The organism is Streptomyces sp. BPTC-684, from assembly GCF_030028635.1.
GTDB lineage: Bacteria > Actinomycetota > Actinomycetes > Streptomycetales > Streptomycetaceae > Streptomyces > Streptomyces noboritoensis.
This window is the reverse complement of record NZ_CP124863.1, coordinates 4,367,728-4,384,715: the sequence shown is the minus strand read 5'-3', so window position 1 is coordinate 4,384,715 and position 16,988 is coordinate 4,367,728. Positions and strand designations below refer to the sequence as shown.

15 protein-coding genes are annotated in these 16,988 nt (G+C 71.7%); 10 read left to right on the top strand and 5 right to left on the bottom strand.

All coding sequences use genetic code 11. The features are described 5' to 3' along the window. Positions 1-118: 118 nt before the first annotated feature. The 3 genes from QIY60_RS19270 to QIY60_RS19260 all read left to right on the top strand — a co-directional run bounded on the left by QIY60_RS19270 (position 119) and on the right by QIY60_RS19260 (position 3,317). Positions 119-1,513, top strand: a complete 1,395-nt coding sequence (locus tag QIY60_RS19270) for an MFS transporter (protein WP_283146004.1) — start codon at positions 119-121, stop codon at positions 1,511-1,513. A 138-nt stretch (positions 1,514-1,651) separates the two neighbouring features. Next, entirely contained in the window at positions 1,652-2,668 is a 1,017-nt protein-coding gene (locus QIY60_RS19265; protein WP_283143576.1) for an aldo/keto reductase, read from the top strand. 52 nt (positions 2,669-2,720) lie between these two features. Further along, positions 2,721-3,317 (top strand): TetR family transcriptional regulator, encoded by a 597-nt coding sequence (locus QIY60_RS19260; protein ID WP_283143575.1) that lies wholly within the window; start codon positions 2,721-2,723, stop codon positions 3,315-3,317. On the opposite strand, the gene QIY60_RS19255 is transcribed toward QIY60_RS19260, so the two are convergent. The 3 genes from QIY60_RS19255 to QIY60_RS19245 are packed head-to-tail and all read right to left on the bottom strand — an operon-like array spanning position 3,314 to position 6,047. Then, positions 3,314-4,162 carry a DUF4097 family beta strand repeat-containing protein gene (locus QIY60_RS19255; RefSeq protein WP_283143574.1) on the bottom strand — a complete coding sequence of 283 codons (849 nt, stop codon included), beginning with the start codon at positions 4,160-4,162 and terminating at the stop codon, positions 3,314-3,316. The genes QIY60_RS19260 and QIY60_RS19255 overlap by 4 nt on opposite strands. Continuing rightward, the gene (locus tag QIY60_RS19250) at positions 4,159-4,812 is read right to left on the bottom strand and encodes a response regulator transcription factor (RefSeq protein WP_283143573.1); all 654 of its coding nucleotides are present in this window, start codon (positions 4,810-4,812) and stop codon (positions 4,159-4,161) included. Before QIY60_RS19250 ends, QIY60_RS19255 begins: the two co-directional genes overlap by 4 nt. Next, entirely contained in the window at positions 4,800-6,047 is a 1,248-nt protein-coding gene (locus QIY60_RS19245) for a sensor histidine kinase (protein ID WP_283143572.1), read from the bottom strand. The genes QIY60_RS19250 and QIY60_RS19245 overlap by 13 nt, the downstream gene beginning before the upstream one ends. Before the next feature lie 176 nt (positions 6,048-6,223). Here QIY60_RS19245 and QIY60_RS19240 point away from each other — a divergent pair, with 176 nt between their 5' ends. Then, positions 6,224-6,613, top strand: coding sequence for a hypothetical protein (locus QIY60_RS19240; protein WP_283143571.1), 390 nt, complete (start codon positions 6,224-6,226; stop codon positions 6,611-6,613). Between the two features lie 218 nt (positions 6,614-6,831). Here the strand turns inward: QIY60_RS19240 and QIY60_RS19235 are convergent, their stop codons facing one another. Then, on the bottom strand, positions 6,832-8,214 hold the full coding sequence (locus QIY60_RS19235) for a glycine--tRNA ligase (RefSeq protein ID WP_283143570.1): 1,383 nt from the start codon (positions 8,212-8,214) through the stop codon (positions 6,832-6,834). 192 nt (positions 8,215-8,406) lie between these two features. Between QIY60_RS19235 and QIY60_RS19230 the strand changes: the two genes are divergently transcribed. The 5 genes from QIY60_RS19230 (at position 8,407) to QIY60_RS19210 (ending at position 12,547) form a co-directional block, all read left to right on the top strand. Continuing rightward, entirely contained in the window at positions 8,407-9,354 is a 948-nt protein-coding gene (locus tag QIY60_RS19230) for a metal ABC transporter substrate-binding protein (RefSeq protein ID WP_283143569.1), read from the top strand. A 29-nt stretch (positions 9,355-9,383) separates the two neighbouring features. Further along, positions 9,384-10,169, top strand: a complete 786-nt coding sequence (locus QIY60_RS19225) for a metal ABC transporter ATP-binding protein (RefSeq protein ID WP_283143568.1) — start codon at positions 9,384-9,386, stop codon at positions 10,167-10,169. Between the two features lie 2 nt (positions 10,170-10,171). After that, positions 10,172-11,065: a metal ABC transporter permease gene (locus QIY60_RS19220; RefSeq protein WP_283143567.1), complete on the top strand. Its 894-nt coding sequence runs from the start codon at positions 10,172-10,174 to the stop codon at positions 11,063-11,065. A 59-nt stretch (positions 11,066-11,124) separates the two neighbouring features. Then, positions 11,125-11,544, top strand: coding sequence for a transcriptional repressor (locus QIY60_RS19215; protein ID WP_101388227.1), 420 nt, complete (start codon positions 11,125-11,127; stop codon positions 11,542-11,544). A gap of 364 nt (positions 11,545-11,908) precedes the next feature. After that, positions 11,909-12,547: a ScbR family autoregulator-binding transcription factor gene (locus QIY60_RS19210; RefSeq protein WP_283143566.1), complete on the top strand. Its 639-nt coding sequence runs from the start codon at positions 11,909-11,911 to the stop codon at positions 12,545-12,547. A 240-nt stretch (positions 12,548-12,787) separates the two neighbouring features. Here QIY60_RS19210 and QIY60_RS19205 read toward each other — a convergent pair whose 3' ends face one another. Further along, entirely contained in the window at positions 12,788-14,446 is a 1,659-nt protein-coding gene (locus QIY60_RS19205) for an AfsR/SARP family transcriptional regulator (protein WP_283143565.1), read from the bottom strand. 783 nt (positions 14,447-15,229) lie between these two features. Between QIY60_RS19205 and QIY60_RS19200 the strand changes: the two genes are divergently transcribed. Further along, positions 15,230-16,987, top strand: a complete 1,758-nt coding sequence (locus tag QIY60_RS19200; protein WP_283143564.1) for a biotin carboxylase N-terminal domain-containing protein — start codon at positions 15,230-15,232, stop codon at positions 16,985-16,987. The last annotated feature ends 1 nt before the right edge of the window (position 16,988 follow it).

Here is a 16,988-nt window from a genome sequence, read left to right as displayed (position 1 = left end):
ATGTACCAGGATAAAGAGACTCTGGTACCAGGCTGAGCGAAGGACGATCGTCTTCTGCGTGAGCAATGACGTGAGTACTTCCGGATCCACCTCCACGGCCGAGGCCGCCGTCCCGGTCATCCGCCACGGCGGCACGGCGATCGGCTCGCTCGGGCTGTTCACCGTACTGCTCGGCGCGGCCCTGCCCCTGATCGACTTCTTCATCGTCAACGTCGCCCTGCCCGCCATGGAGAAGGACCTCTCGGCGGGCCCGGCCACGCTGGAACTGGTCGTCGCGGGCTACGGCGTCGCGTACGCCGTCCTGCTCGTCCTCGGCGGCCGGCTCGGCGACACCGCCGGGCGGCGCCGGCTCTTCCTGATCGGCATGGCCGCCTTCGGCGTGACCTCGCTGGCCTGCGGCCTGGCGCCGACCGCCTGGACGCTCGTCGCGGCCCGGGTCGCCCAGGGCGCCGCGTCCGCGCTGATGCTGCCGCAGGTCCTCGCCACCATCCAGGCCACCACGGCCGGCCCGCGCCGGGCCCGCGCGATGAGCCTGTACGGGGCGACCGCTGGGCTCTCCATGGTCGCCGGGCAGATCCTCGGCGGCGTGCTGGTCGCCGCCGACATCGCGGGCAGCGGCTGGCGCGCGGTCTTCCTGGTCAACGTGCCGGTGGTGGTCGTCGGGCTGCTGCTCGCGGTCCGCAGCGTGCCGGAGACCCGCTCGGACCGGCCCGCCTCGGTGGACGTGCCCGGCACGCTGCTGCTCGCGCTCTCGCTGATCAGCCTGCTGCTGCCGCTGACCGAGGGGCGCGCGGCCGGGTGGCCGCTGTGGACCTGGGTCTCGCTCGCGGTCTTCCCGTTCGCCGCCTTCGCGTTCTTCCGGACCGAGCAGCGGGCCGACCGCCGGGGCGGTACGCCGCTGGTCCCGCCGAGCCTGCTGAAGCTGCCCTCGCTGCACCGGGGCCTCGTCATGATCGTCCCGTTCTCGGTCGGCTTCAGCGGCTTCATGTTCGTGATCGCGGTCGTCCTCCAGCAGGGGCTCCAGATGGGGCCGGTGTCGGCCGGGCTCGCCCTGGTGCCGATGGCGGTGGCGTTCTTCGCCGCGTCGCTCGCCGGGCCGCGGCTGATCGGCCGGTACGGGAGCCGGGTCGTCACCACCGGCGGCCTCATCCAGGGCGTCGGCATCACGGTCCTGGTGCTCACCGTCTGGAAGGGCTGGTCCGGCCTCGGGATAGCCGAGCTGGCGCCGGGCGTCGCGCTCGCCGGGCTCGGTCAGGGCCTCCAGCTGCCGGTGCTGTTCCGGATCGTGCTCTCCGACGTCCCGACCGACCGCGCGGGCGTGGGCAGCGGCGTCCTGGTCACCACCCAGCAGTCCGCCCTCGCCCTCGGCGTCGCCACCCTCGGCAGCCTCTTCCTCTCTCTGCTGCCCTCGATGGGCACGCGGGACGCGCTGGTGGTGACCTTGCTGGTGCAGCTGGCGGCGGTGGTCCTCACGGTGCTGCTGAGCCTGCGGCTGCCGAGGACGGTGGGGTGACGACAAGGGCGGATGGCGCAGACCGCGGGGGTAGCGACTGACAGATGACAAGTAACAGATGACAGATATTGAAATCTGTCATCTGTTATGCGAAAGTGGGTAGCACACCCCCCCCCACCCCTCAAGGAGTGACCAGTCATGCGCACCCGCACCCTCGGCACCACCGGCCCCCAGGTCTCCGCTCTCGGCCTCGGCTGCATGGGCATGTCCGCGCTGTACGGCGAGGCCGACCGGGCCGAGTCGATCGCCACCATCCACGCCGCGCTCGACGCGGGCGTGACCCTGCTCGACACCGGCGACTTCTACGGCATGGGCCACAACGAGCTGCTGATCGGCGAGGCGCTGCGCGGCGCGCCCGCCGCGGCCCGCGAGAAGGCGCTCACCAGCGTCAAGTTCGGCGCCCTGCGCGACCCGGACGGCGGCTGGGCCGGCTACGACGGCCGCCCGGCGGCGGTGAAGAGCTTCGCCGCGTACTCGCTCCAGCGGCTCGGCGTCGACCACATCGACGTCTACCGCATCGCCCGGCTCGACCCGGACGTCCCGGTCGAGGAGACCGTCGGCGCCATCGCGGAGCTGGTCGAGGCCGGTCACGTACGGCACATCGGGATGTCCGAGGTCGGCGCGGACACCCTGCGCCGGGCCGCCGCGGTCGCCCCGATCTCCGACCTCCAGATCGAGTACTCGCTGATCTCGCGCGGCATCGAGGACGAGATCCTGCCGACCGCGAAGGAGCTGGGCATCGGCATCACCGCGTACGGCGTGCTCTCGCGCGGTCTGATCAGCGGCCACTTCACCCGCGACCGGCAGCTGGCGGCCAACGACTTCCGCGGGATGAGCCCGCGCTTCCAGGGCGAGAACCTCGACCGCAACCTGGACCTGGTGGAGGCGCTGCGGAAGGTCGCCGAACACCAGGGCGTCTCGGTCGCGCAGATCGCGATCGCCTGGGTGATCGCGCAGGGGGAGCGGTTCGGCGCGGACGTGGTGCCGCTGGTCGGCGCCCGCCGCCGGGACCGCCTCGCCGAGGCGCTCGGTGCCCTGGACGTCACGCTGGACGCCCGTGACCTGGCCGCGATCGAGGCGGCGGTCCCGGCGGGCGCGGCCGCGGGCGAGCGCTACCCGGCGGCGCAGATGGCGCATCTGGACAGCGAGCACTGAGTTGTCCACAGGGCCGGGCACCGGGTCGGACACGGCGGGTAACGTCAAGGTCATGAGTACGGAACCACTGACCGCCGAGCGCATCCTCGAAGCGACCGAGGAAGTGCTGCGCCGACACGGCCCGGCGAAGGCCACGGTCGTCGATGTCGCCCGCCAGCTCGGCGTCAGCCACGGCAGTGTGTACCGCCACTTCCGTACGAAGTCGGCGCTGCGGGAGGCCGTCACCAAGCGCTGGCTGGACCGCACGACGCGCGAGCTGAGCTCCATCGCGGACGACGAGCCCAAGGACGCCGAGGCGGCGCTGCGCGCGTGGCTGGCGGGGCTCTTCGAGGCCAAGCGCCGCAAGGCGGGCGACGACCCCCAGCTGTTCGCGACGTACGAGGTGCTGCTCGCGGAGAACAGCGAGGTGGTCGAGGAGCACATCACCGAACTGGTCGCGCAGATCGAGCAGATAGTGCACTGGGGCGTGGAGCGCGGCCAGTTCACGGCCCTGGGGCCGGACGAGCGGGTGGCCCGCGCGGTCTTCGACGCCACGAGCCGCTTCCACGACCCGGCGTACGCGCCGCAGTGGCTGAAGCCGGAGATCCTGGTGGAGTTCGAGGCCGTGGTCGACCTGGTCCTGGGCGGCCTGCGGCTCGCCCGGGACTAACGCCAGCTGGTGTAGTCGAGGGTCGCGGTGCCCGAGCCGGAGGACACCTTGATGAGGCGGTCCGAGGCCGGGTCGCGCAGGGAGTCCTCGATGTCGCGTGTGCCCGAGCCCTTGGTGCCCTCGACCCGGTAGTGGGAGCCCGCGGGGACGCGGAGGTCGACGCTGCCCGAGCCGGTGGAGGCGGTGACCCGGCGGGGCGGGGTGACGAACTCCAGCTCGGCCTGGCCGGAGCCGGAGTGCACCTCGGCCTCGGTGGAGCCGATCGCGGCGCCACTGAAGGAGCCGGAGCCGACGGAGGCGTCGATCGGGCCGCGTACGCCGTAGAGCTTGACGCTGCCGGAGCCGCCGTCGACGTCGACCGGTCCGGTGAGGCCGCTGACCCGGACGGTGCCGGAGCCGCTGTTCACCTTGAGCGCGACCCCGGCGGGCACGGTGAGGTCCAACTGGACGGAGCAGCCGAGGCTGGTGAGGGCGAACGTGCCGTCGCACTCGGGCCGCAGTTTGAGGGTGTCGCCGTCCCACTCCTTGGCGACCTTGGGCTTGCGCAGCGACCAGGAGAGCCGCTCCTGGATGCGGACCTCGCCCTCGGCGCCCGGCTGCACGGTCAGCTCGGCGCTGCCCGAGTCCACCTGGATCGTCTTGACCGGGTGGCGGTCGCTGGTCGCGACGCTGGTCTCGCTGTGGGTCTGGCGGGCGAACTGCGCGTACACCTCGATGCCCAGCGGCGCGACCACGAACAGCGCGCTGAGCACGGCGGCCAGGATCCACAGCCCCCGGTGCCGGGGCCGCTCGCCACCGGGCCCGGGGCCGCTGGGGGCGGCACGCACCTGCGTGTCCGTGCTCATGAGCCGCCGTCCAGGAACCGCAGGACCGCGAGGACACGGCGGTGGTCGCCGTCGGCGACGGGCAGGTCGAGCTTGGCGAAGATGTTGTTGATGTGTTTGGCGACGGCGCTCTCGCTGACGACCAGCTGCTCGGCGATGCCCGCGTTGGAGCGGCCCTCGGCCATCAGGGCGAGGACCTCGCGTTCGCGCGGGGTGAGGCGTTCCAGCGGGTCGGTGCCGCCGCCCCGGCGCAGCAGCAGCTGGGCGACGACCTGCGGGTCGAGCGCGGTGCCGCCGCCCGCCACCCGCTTGAGGGCGTCGATGAACTCCTCGACGTCGGCGACCCGTTGCTTGAGGAGGTAGCCGATGCCGCCGGTCCGGGCGGTGAGCAGATCGGCCGCGTACCGCTCCTCGACGTACTGGGAGAGGAGCAGGACGGCGGTGTCCGGCCACTGCTGACGGATCATCAGGGCGGCTCGTACGCCCTCGTCGGTGAAGCCGGGCGGCATCCGGACGTCCACCAGGGCCAGCTCGGGCCGGTGTTCCTCGACGGCGGCGAGCAGCCCGTCGGCGTCCTCCGCCTCGGCGGCGACGTCGAACCCCGCCATCTCCAGGACCTTGACGAGTCCTATCCGCAGCAGCACCGAGTCCTCGGCGATCACAGCCCGCACGGCAGCTCCACAGTGATGGCGGTCGGGCCCCCGAGGGGGCTGTTGATCCGGATGGTTCCGTCCACGGACCCTACGCGTTTGGCGAGGCCCCGCAGTCCGGTGCCGCCGGCGGCGTCGGCGCCGCCCGACCCGTTGTCGGAGACGGTGAGGCGGAGCAGGTCGCCGCGGCGGCCGACCTGGACGGAACAGCGCGTCGCCCGGGCGTGCTTGGCGACGTTGGCCAGCGCCTCGGAGACGACGAAGTAGGCGACGGCCTCGACCGTGGGGGACGGGCGGCGGTCGATGTCGACGGTGAGCTCGACGGGCAGCGGGGCGCGGGCGGCGATGCCAGACAGGGCGGCGTCCAGGCCCCGGTCGTCGAGGACGGCCGGGTGCAGCCCGCGCACCAGGTTGTTGAGCTCCTCGATGGCCTCCTTGGCCTCGCGGTGCGCCTCGTCGATGACGGCCCGGGCCTCGGGCGGCAGATCGGTGAGGGTGGCGCGGGCCAGGCCCAGGTTCATGGCGAGGGAGACCAGGCGCTGCTGGGCGCCGTCGTGCAGGTCGCGCTCGATGCGGCGGCGCTCGGCGTCGGCGGCGTCCAGGACCCCGGCACGGCTCTCGGCCAGCGTCTCCACGCGCCGCTCCAGTTCCTTGGCCCGGTTGGGGCCGAGCAGGGCGGCGGCCGCGTGGCCGTCGAGCCGGGCGGCGGCCGCCGCGAACCAGGGGGTGGTGAGCAGGAGCAGCCCCCCGCCGACGGCGAACAGGACGTACGCGTTGGTCCAGTGCGGGAGCCGGGCGTTCAGCGGCAGCGCCCACAGCCAGGACAGCACGAAGGCGCACACGAAGCCCGTCACCCAGGCGCAGACCACCAGGACGGCCGCCGTCGCGGCGAGCGGGGCGACGAGGAGGTGGTAGCCGTACTGCCGCCAGGTCGACTCCGACCGCAGCCGCTCGACAAGGCCGCGCCAGCTCAGTCGGCGGCTGCGCCAGGTGATGCCGGGCACGTCGAGGCCGAGCAGCGACCAGAAGCGGCTGCGCTGCAGCGCGGTGAGGAGCGGGCTGAGGACGAGCACGAAGAGCAGGGCGCTGGGGGTGTGTCCCGGCGCCATGACCATGTACGTGAAGGAGCCGGCGGCGGGCAGCGCGAGCGGTATGCCCGCCACCGCGAAGGTGGTGTTGCGCCAGGCCCACGCCGACCACGGGGCGTGCGCGGCGGCCCAGTCGAACGCGCGCCGCAGCGGGCCGGGAGTTGCCATGCCCATACGGTAAACGCCCAGCTCGGAGCGGTGCCATCACGCTACTGCCCGCCCGGGGGTATAGCTGGCACCACCCCCGGATCGGACAGTCGCGCTACTGATCTCAACCGTCCGGCGGGCGAAGCTTGTTGCCGTGCCCGGGGGAACCACCTCCGGCCGGAAGGAGACCCGCCGCCATGACCCTCGTCGCCCCGCAGATCCGCATCCGCCGGCCGCGCCTCGCGACGCTGCTGACGGGGGCGGGGATCGCCCTGGTGCCGTGGATGGCGGTCCTCGCGCAGACCCTGCCGCAGACCGTCGAGGTCTCCAACTGGCCCGCGGCGTGGATCGGCCTCGACGCGGGGCTCACCGTGGGGCTCGTGGGGACCGGGGTGCTGCTGCGGCGCGGGGACCCGCGGGTGTCGCCCGCGGCGGCTGCGACGGGGGCGCTGCTGTTGATGGACGCGTGGTTCGACGTCACGACCGCCGCGGCCGGTCCCGAGCTCGCGACCGCCGTCGCGCTCGCCGTGCTTGCGGAGTTGCCGCTTGCAGTGGCGTGCGGGGTGGTTGCGGGGCGGCGCGCGTAGGACTACGACTGCGGACCGTGCTGGGCTGGTCGCGCAGTTCCCCGCGCCCCTAAAGGCCTGGCCCCGTACCGCATCCTCATGCGGTACGGGGCCAGGCCTTTTGCCTTAAGGGGCGCGGGGAACTGCGCGAGCAACCACAGATCACCCGCAGACGAACCAGCAGCCCGTCGCGGGGCGCGGGGAACTGCGCGACCAGCCACCCACCACCCGCAGACGAACTAGCAGCCCAGAAGCCGCGCGCCCAGGTACGACTGGATCTGGTCCAGCGACACCCGCTCCTGCGACATCGTGTCCCGCTCGCGAACGGTCACCGCGTTGTCGTCCAGCGTGTCGAAGTCGACCGTGACACAGAACGGCGTACCGATCTCGTCCTGGCGACGGTAGCGGCGACCGATCGCGCCCGCGTCGTCGAACTCGATGTTCCAGTTCTGCCGCAGGTCCGCCGCCAGCCCCTTCGCCTTCGGCGACAGCTGCGGGTTGCGCGACAGCGGCAGGACCGCGACCTTGACCGGCGCCAGGCGCGGGTCGAGGCGCATCACGGCGCGCTTCTCCATGACGCCCTTGGCGTTGGGCGCCTCGTCCTCGTTGTAGGCGTCGAGGAGGAAGGCGAGCATGGAGCGGCCGACACCGGCGGCGGGCTCGATGACGTACGGGGTCCAGCGCTCACCGGCCTCCTGGTCGAAGTACGACAGGTCGCTGCCGGACGCCTTGGCGTGCGCCGAGAGGTCGTAGTCGGTGCGGTTGGCGACACCCTCAAGCTCGCCCCACTCGCTGCCGCCGAACTGGAAGCGGTACTCGATGTCGGCGGTGCGCTTGGAGTAGTGGGAGAGCTTCTCCTTCGGGTGCTCGTACCAGCGCATGTTCTCCTCGCGCAGGCCGAGGCCCGTGTACCAGTTCCAGCGCTCCTGCATCCAGTACTCCTGCCACTGCTCGTCCTCGCCCGGCTTGACGAAGAACTCCATCTCCATCTGCTCGAACTCGCGGGTGCGGAAGATGAAGTTGCCGGGCGTGATCTCGTTGCGGAAGGACTTGCCCATCTGCGCGATGCCGAAGGGCGGCTTCTTGCGCGAGGTCTGCTGGACCTGGCCGAAGTTGGTGAAGATGCCCTGCGCGGTCTCGGGGCGCAGGTAGGCGACGGAGCCGCTGTCCTGGGTCGGGCCGAGGTGGGTGGAGAGCAGACCCGAGAAGTTCTTGGGCTCGGTGAAGGTGCCCTTGTTGCCGCAGTTGGGGCAGTTGAGCTCGGCGAGGCCGTTCGCGGGCTCCTTGCCGTGCTTCTCCTCGTACGCCTCGATCAGGTGGTCCGCGCGGAACCGCTTGTGGCAGGAGGTGCACTCGGTGAGCGGGTCGGTGAAGGTGGCGACGTGGCCGGAGGCCTCCCAGACCTCGGTGGCCAGGATCACCGACGAGTCGATGCCGACGACGTCCTCGCGCGAGGTGACCATGTAACGCCACCACTGGCGCTTGAGGTTCTCCTTCAGCTCGACACCCAGCGGCCCGTAGTCCCAGGCGGCGCGCTGACCACCGTAGATCTCACTGCAGGGGTAGACGAAGCCACGGCGCTTGCTCAGGTTGACGATGGTGTCGATCTTGTCGGCGGCCACGGTGCTCTCTTCATTACGACGACGACGAACGGCGAATGCCCCAGATTAGCGGCGGCCTCCACCCCTGGATCAAATCGGTATCCCCGCACCGCCCGGAGCACCGCTCGGAGGACGGCTCGGACCGCCGGCCGGACAGGTGCCCCCACCACACCTTGTTGACAATCGTTTCCACTTTTGTTGAAAATGACTGTCATGAACGTACGACGCCTCATACCCGCCGCCGCCCTCTCCGCCGCCGCAGTGCTCGGCCTCAGCGCCTGCTCGGGCTCCTCCACCTCCGCGGCCACGAAGGACGGCAAGCTCGACGTGGTGGCGTCGTTCTACCCGATGCAGTACCTCGCGGAGCGCATAGGCGGCGACCACGTCTCCGTACGCAACCTCACCAAGCCGGGCGTAGAGCCGCACGACCTGGAGCTCAGCCCCAAGCAGACCGCCTCCCTCGGCGAGGCCGGCCTGATCGTCTACCTCAAGGGCATCCAGCCCGCCGTGGACAAGGCCATCGCGCAGTCCGGTGCCAAGCACACCGTCGACGCCGCCGGCCTCACCAAGCTGGAGGACCACGGCACCGAGGTCGGCCACGACCACGAGGGCGAGGAGCACCACGGCGAGAGCGAGGCCGGCGCCGACCCGCACGTCTGGCTGGACCCGGTCAAGTACGCCGAGGTCGCCCAGGGCGTCGGCAAGGCCCTCCAGAAGGCCGACCCCGACCACGCCGCGGACTACAAGAAGAACACCGACGCCGTGGTCAAGGACCTGGGGACGCTGAACGAGAAGTTCGCGGCGGGCCTGAAGAACACCGCCACCAAGACCTTCATCACCACCCACTCCGCCTTCGGCTACCTCGCCGAGCGCTACGGCCTGACCCAGGAGGGCATCGCCGGCATCGACCCCGAGGCCGAGCCGAGCCCCGCCCGGGTCAAGGAGCTCCAGTCCATCGCGAAGAAGGACCACGTCGACACGGTCTTCTTCGAGACACTGGCCAGCGACAAGACCGCCAAGACCCTCGCCAAGGACACCGGCCTGAAGACGGACGTCCTGGACCCGCTGGAGGGCATCACCAAGAAGTCCAAGGGCGAGGACTACCTCAAGGTGATGGAGTCCAACCTGGCCGCGCTCCAGAAGGCGCTCGGCGCGAAGTGACCCGTTCCGATTCCCTGGAGGCCCGAGCGATGGATCCCCTCATAGATCCGGCCAACGACGATCCCGTCATATCCCTGCGCGGAGCCACGGCGACCCTCGGCTCGCGCCCGGTGCTGCGCGGCATCGACCTCACCGTCCGGCGCGGCGAGGTCGTCGCCCTGCTCGGCGCCAACGGCTCCGGCAAGTCCACCGCCGTGCGCTCGGCGATCGGCCAGGTGCCGCTCACCGGGGGCAGCATCGAGCTGTTCGGTACGGAGCTGAAGCGCTTCCGGGACTGGGCGCGCGTCGGCTACGTGCCCCAGCGCACCACCGCCGCCAGCGGGGTCCCGGCGACCGTCCGCGAGGTCGTCGCCTCGGGGCGGCTCTCCCGTACGAAGCTGGGCCTGCTCGCCAAGGCGGACCGGGCGGCCGTGGCCCGGGCCATCGAGCTCGTGGGCCTCGCCGACCGCGCCAAGGACTCGGTGAACGCCCTCTCCGGCGGCCAGCACCAGCGCGTCCTGATCGCCCGCGCGCTCGCCTCCGAGCCCGAGCTGCTGATCATGGACGAGCCGATGGCGGGCGTCGACCTGGCCAGCCAGGAGATCCTCGCCGCGACCCTGCGCGAGCAGGTCGCGGGCGGCGCGACCGTGCTGCTCGTGCTCCACGAGCTCGGCCCGCTGGAGCCCTTGATCGACCGCGCGGTGGTGCTGCGCGACGGCTGCGTCACCCACGACGGCCCGCCGCCCAAGGCCACCGGCCAGCACGCGCTGCCGGGCCACGACCACGTCCACCCCCACTCGGCCGCCGAGCCGATCCGTACAGGACTGCTGACCTGATCATGGAAATCCTCCAGACCGCCTTCATGCAGCGGGCGCTCATCGCGGCCGTCCTGGTCGGCATCACCGCGCCCGCCGTCGGCATCTACCTGGTCCAGCGCCGCCAGGCCCTGATGGGCGACGGCATCGGCCACGTCGCCATGACCGGCGTCGGCCTCGGCTTCCTGCTCAACAGCAGCCCGGTGTGGATGGCCACGCTCGTCTCCGTCGTCGGCGCCGTGACGATGGAGCTCATCCGGGCGTACGGCAAGACGCGCGGCGACATCGCGCTCGCCATGCTCTTCTACGGCGGTATGGCGGGCGGTGTGCTGCTGGTCAACCTCTCGGACACCGGCTCCAACGCCAACCTCTCCTCGTACCTCTTCGGCTCGCTCTCCACCGTCTCGGACTCGGACGTCACCTCGATCTGCGTGCTCGCCGCGTTCGTGGTGCTGGTCACGGTCGGGCTGCGGCGGCAGCTGTTCGCGGTGAGCCAGGACGAGGAGTTCGCGCGCGTGACCGGCCTTCCGGTGCGGGCCCTGAACCTGCTGATCGCGGTGACCGCGGCGATCACCGTCACGGTCGCGATGCGGGCGGTGGGGCTGCTGCTCGTCAGCGCGCTGATGGTGGTCCCGGTGGCGGCGGCCCAGCAGATCTCCCGCTCCTTCGCGGTGACGTTCGTCCTCGCGGTGGTCATCGGCACCACGGTCACGCTGGCCGGAACGGTCACCTCGTACTACCAGGACGTACCGCCCGGCGCCACGATCGTGCTGCTCGCGATCGGCGCGTTCATCGCCCTGACCGCGCTCGCCGCCCCCTTGGCGCGCAGGCGTGCGCGGGCGGCCGAAACCGCCGCGGAACAGTGCACCCTGGAGGTGCCGGGGTCGCGTACCGCGGCCGACGGGGCCACGGTCTGACCCCGAGCTGGCAGAATGGCCCGACGATGTGAGCGGGCGACGGTTAGAGGGAGGCACCTGTGGCGACGGCTGGACCACCCGTACGCGGCCGGTCGACCAAGCAGCGGGCCGCCGTGGCGGCGGCCCTCGACCAGGTGGACGAGTTCCGCAGCGCGCAGGAGCTGCACGACATGCTCAAGCACCGGGGCGACTCGGTGGGGCTGACCACGGTCTACCGCACCCTGCAGTCGCTCGCCGACGCCGGCGAGGTCGACGTGCTGCGCACCAGCGACGGCGAGGCCGTCTACCGGCGCTGCTCGTCGGGCGACCACCACCACCATCTGGTCTGCCGGATGTGCGGCAAGGCCGTCGAGGTCGAGGGCCCGGCGGTGGAGAAGTGGGCCGAGGCGATCGCCGAGCAGCACGGCTTCGTCAACGTGGCGCACACCGTGGAGATCTTCGGCACCTGCGCGGAGTGCGCGGCGGCCGCGGAGAAGTAGGCACGCGGAACGTACGTGGAGGGGCCCCGGGACTCGTTCCCGGGGCCCCTTTCCCATGCCCGAAAGCGGACTGACAGAGCACCACTTGCAGACCGGGTGTCCCGTTCGTAGGGCGCGGAGGGCCCTGATCCGGCCGTAGGCGTCCGGCTGGATCCAGCCGTCAGAACGTACGCCAATGTCGCCCTTTCACGCCTGAAGCGCAGGTCAGCGAGGCGCAGTGCGGGCTGGTTCGGACCACCCGGATAACACTTTGGGCCACACTCAAGCAGGACTAAAGAAACCGTCGGGTTGGTTTCTATAGAATCCTTCCTTGGCTCCTGTCCTCCAGAAGCCCCCTCCTTCAGCGCGACAACGGAGTTACACCATGAGCAAGCAGCAACGGGCTGAGCGGACGCGGCAGACGCTGATCCTGGCCGCGGCCGAGGTGTTCGACACGGACGGCTTCGCACCGTCCTCACTGACCACGATCAGCACCCGGGCAGGCGTCAGCAACGGGGCCCTGCACTTCCACTTCGTCAGCAAGAACGCCCTGGCCGAGGCCGTCGGCGACCACGCCATGGCGTCCCTGCGGCAGATCGCGCGCCCGCGCGAGGCCGGGCAGGGCCGGGCGCTCCAGCTCCTCGTGGACACCACGCACGCGCTGGCGTTCCGGCTCGGCGACGACGTCATCCTGCGGGCCGGGTTCGGGCTCAGCTCCGACGCGACCTGGAAGGGGTCGACGGACCTGCGCCAGTACTGGGTCGACTGGGTCGGCGACGTGCTGGCCGGGGCCGCCGCCGAGGGCGCGCTCGCCGAGGGGGTCGCGGTGGAGGACGCCAAGGCGGTCATCGCGGCGACCACCGTCGGCTTCGAGGCGATGGGGCGCAGCCAGCCGCGCTGGTTCTCGCGGCAGATGTTCGGCAAGTTCTGGGGGCTGCTGCTGCCCCGGCTGGCCCGGGCCGACGCGCTCGGCTCGCTGAAGCCGGACGGCAGCCCGGGGCTGGTGGCGGCGCTGCCGCTGTAGTCGCCGCGGAGGCTGTCGGCGGATCTCGTCCGCACTTCGGAGGCCCTGCACGCCGTGACCGCGAGGGCGTGCGGGGCCGAGAGGCCGGATCCCGCCGCACAGGGCTCTGCCACGCGCCGACAAACGCGTTCGGGCGCCGAGGTGAGTACGTGTCCCGCCCCCCGACGGGACACGTACTCACCTCGGCGCCCGAACGCGTCGACGGCTAAAGGCCTACGGGGCCTGCGGGCCCACCGGCGGTCAGGCCCCGATCCGCCGGGGCGGCCGCGCGAAGGGCGCGGAGTACGCGGCACCAGCCGCGGCCGAGCCCGGCCTGGCGTACACCTCGCGCACCCGCCAGACCCGCGGGGAGCCGTCGGCCGGGCCGTAGGAGACCTCGGGTCCCGCGGCCAGCCGCGCGGCCTCGCAGGCGATGATCTCGCCGGGCGCGGCCAGCGTCAGCAGCCGCTGGCAGAGGTCCAGGAGCGTCCCGTTGACGGACTGCGGGGTACCGGGGTCGCCGGGCGCGAAGCGCACCAGCGCCTGGCCGGTCGCCACGGCCGCGTGCAGGGTCAGGCCCCGTTCGGCGGGCGAGCGGTGGCCGGCGGTCCGGCCGGGCGGGGCCACCGCGTCGCGTACGGCGGCGGCGGCCCGGAGCGCGCGCAGGGCCGCGTCGCCCACCCGGCCCGTACCGTCCCCGCCGTCCTCCTCGTGCTGGAAGAGGCCGAGCGAGAACGGGCCGATGGAGCCCACCACGCGGCCGCCGAAGTGCTCGATCCGGGCGCGCGCCGTCGCACTGACCCGCTCCAGCGTCTCGTCCAGGTCGACCACCTCGTCCAGGTCGAGGGCCGGCCCCCCGGCCGCGGCCCCGACTCCGCCCCACGTCCCGAAGGGCGGAACAACCGGACCGGGGGTGACCCTGGTCTGCAGGAGAAGCACGGTCAGCGACCGGCGCTGGATCACGTCCGGCCGCACCACGGCCCGTTGGGGCGAGCCCGCCGCGCGCGAGGGCGCCTGCTCGGGGACGTGGGCGTGCCTGCGGTGGCTGGAGACGGCGGTCAGGGTGCGCCGCCGGTCACCGCGCTCGCACGGCTGCTCGGCGGCGGGCACGGGCGCGAGCACCGTCGGCTGCGCGGGGGCGGCTGCCGGGCGCGGGGCCGCGAGGCCCAGGGACGGGTCGTGGGCGAGGATCGCCCGCTGGAGGCCGCGCAGCTCGTGGCCGGGCTCCAGGCCGAGGTCCTCGACCAGGGTGGCGCGCAGACGGTTGTAGACGGCGAGCGCGTGGGCCTGCCGCCCGCAGCGGTACAGGGCCAGCATCAGCTGGCCCGAGCTGCGCTCGCGCAACGGCTCGGCCTCGACGGCGGCTTCCAGCTCGCCGAGGACCTCGTAGTGCTGCCCGCACGCCAGCTTCGCCTCGAAGTAGTCCTCCAGGACGTCGAGCCGGGCGTTCTGCACGGCCGTCAGCTCGGGCCACATGATGCCGGTCTCGGCGAGGTCGGCGAGCGCCGGGCCGCGCCACAGGCCGAGCGCCGCGCCGAGCGAGGCGACGGCCGCCTCGGGCCGCCCGCCCGCGAGTTCGGCCCGCCCCTCGCCGACCCGGCGGCGGAAGACGTTCAGGTCGATCTGGTCGGGGTCGGTGCGGATCAGGTACCCGGGTGCCCGGGTGACCAGCTCGGCCGCGCCCCCGTCGCCGTCGGGGCCGCCCTCGGCGAGGATCCCGCGCAGCCCCCACACCGCGTTCTGCAGGATCTTCCGTGCCGTGACGGGCGTGTTGTCCGCCTGCCAGAGCACGGACAGCAGTCGGCTCGTCGGGACGACCTGGTTGGCCTGCAGCAGCAGATAGCCCAGCGTCGCCCGCTGCTTGGTCCCCCCCAACGGGACCTGCCGGCCGCCGGACATCACCTCCAGCGGGCCCAACATACGAAAGCGCATAGCTCTCCCCCCGGTCCTGTGTGCACAGTGCGTGCTGCAATGACTTGTTGAAGAGATTACAAACCGGTATCCCGGTTTGTCAAAGCTATGAAAAGGGGTGAATCACCCAAAAGCTTCGGCCGATTTCTGAGTCTTCCTCGGCACGTAACCAACGGAACAGTACGACAGGTCGGTTTTAGCGTGTCTTACGGGGTCGGTCGTCCCGCCTTGCACGGGGTTACCCCCGGAAAGACCCGCGCGCGAGGTGAACCCTGGTGGGCTTCGCCACACCGCGGCGGGCTACGGTGTGGCGCCGGTCACTGCGGCGCGATGCCCACGGCCCCCGTCGGAATCCCTCACAAAGGCCGTGCCGACCGGGGAAGTTGCGTGAACCGCGAGGCAGCGGCCTTGGTCGCCGGACCTGTTGAAGAACAGGGGTGGGGAATTCCCGGATTCCGGAAGCCGCGATCCGGAATGAATTCCCTCGGCCACGCGCCGGACGGGACCGAAGTCAACCCCTGAAGTGATATCCGGCAATTCCCTGTGGTGGCAGGCCACTCGGGGGTACGCCATGGGCTGCACGGCCACGACTCCCGGAAGCGGTAGGGGTCTTGGGGTGGGCGCGGTTCCGGAACCCGCAGCGCCCGGTTTGGTTACCGGACGGTGGACAACTGCGGAGTAACGCCGGATACGGTCCCTCCAGGATGCTTCGAGAGTGGCGCTGTACAAACCACTCGGCGTTTCGTTCTCGATCTTTCCGCTTCAGCACCCGCAAGTTGAGGAGCAGTCGTCGTGCGCAAGGTGCTCATCGCCAACCGTGGCGAAATCGCTGTCCGTGTCGCCCGTGCTTGCCGGGATGCCGGGATCGGGAGCGTAGCGGTCTACGCCGATCCGGACCGGGATGCTCTGCATGTCCGGGCGGCCGACGAGGCGTTCGCTCTGGGCGGTGACACCCCGGCCACCAGTTACCTGGACATGGGCAAGGTCCTGCAGGCGGCCGCCGACTCGGGCGCGGACGCGATCCACCCGGGTTACGGCTTCCTGTCCGAGAACGCCGAGTTCGCGCAGGCGGTTCTGGATGCCGGTCTGGTCTGGATCGGCCCGCCGCCGCAGGCGATCCGCGACCTGGGCGACAAGGTCGCCGCCCGCCACATCGCCCAGCGTGCCGGCGCCCCCCTGGTCGCGGGCACCCCGGACCCGGTCTCCGGTGCCGGCGAGGTCGTCGCCTTCGCCGAGCAGCACGGTCTGCCGATCGCCATCAAGGCGGCCTTCGGCGGCGGCGGCCGTGGCCTCAAGGTCGCCCGCACCCTGGAGGAGGTGCCGGAGCTGTATGAGTCGGCGGTGCGTGAGGCGGTGGCCGCGTTCGGGCGCGGGGAGTGCTTCGTGGAGCGCTACCTGGACCAGCCGCGCCACGTCGAGACGCAGTGCCTGGCCGACAGTCATGGCAACGTGGTGGTCGTCTCCACCCGCGACTGCTCGCTGCAGCGCCGCCACCAGAAGCTGGTGGAGGAGGCCCCTGCCCCGTTCCTGAGCGAGGCGCAGAACGCGGAGCTGTACGCCGCCTCCAAGGCCATCCTCAAGGAAGCCGGCTACGTCGGCGCGGGCACGGTGGAGTTCCTGGTCGGTACCGACGGCACGATCTCCTTCCTGGAGGTCAACACCCGCCTGCAGGTCGAACACCCCGTCACCGAAGAAGTCACCGGCATCGACCTGGTGCGCGAGATGTTCCGCATCGCGGACGGCGAGGCGCTGGGCTACGGCGACCCCGAGATCCGCGGGCATTCCTTCGAGTTCCGCATCAACGGCGAAGACCCCGGCCGGGGCTTCCTGCCCGCCCCCGGCACCGTCACCACCTTCGCCCCGCCCACCGGCCCGGGCGTGCGCCTGGACGCCGGGGTTGAGTCCGGCTCGGTCATCGGCCCCGCCTGGGACTCCCTCCTCGCCAAACTCATCGTCACCGGCGCCACCCGCGAACAGGCCCTGCAGCGCGCCTCCCGCGCCCTGGCCGAGTTCAAGGTCGAGGGCATGGCCACCGCCATCCCCTTCCACCAGGCCGTCGTGGTCGACCCCGCGTTCACCGCCGACCCGTTCCGCGTCCACACCCGCTGGATCGAGACCGCATTCGTCAACGAGATCCCGGCGTTCGTCCCCCCTGCGACCGACGGGGACGACGAGGCGCCCATCGAGCGGGAGTCGGTGGTGGTCGAGGTCGGCGGAAAGCGCCTCGAAGTCTCGCTGCCCTCGTCCTTGGGCATGTCACTCGCTCGTACGGGCCTGGCGGCCGGGGCCAAGCCCAAGCGCCGGGACAAGAAGAAGACGGGCTCCGCCATTTCGGGTGACGCGCTGGCGTCTCCGATGCAGGGCACGATCGTCAAGGTCGCCGTCGAAGAGGGCCAGGAAGTCCAGGAAGGCGACCTCGTCGTCGTCCTCGAAGCCATGAAAATGGAACAGCCCCTCAACGCCCACCGCTCCGGCACGATCAAGGATCTCGCCGCGACAGTGGGCGCGTCCGTCACGTCCGGCGCCACCATCTGCGAAATCAAGGGTTGAG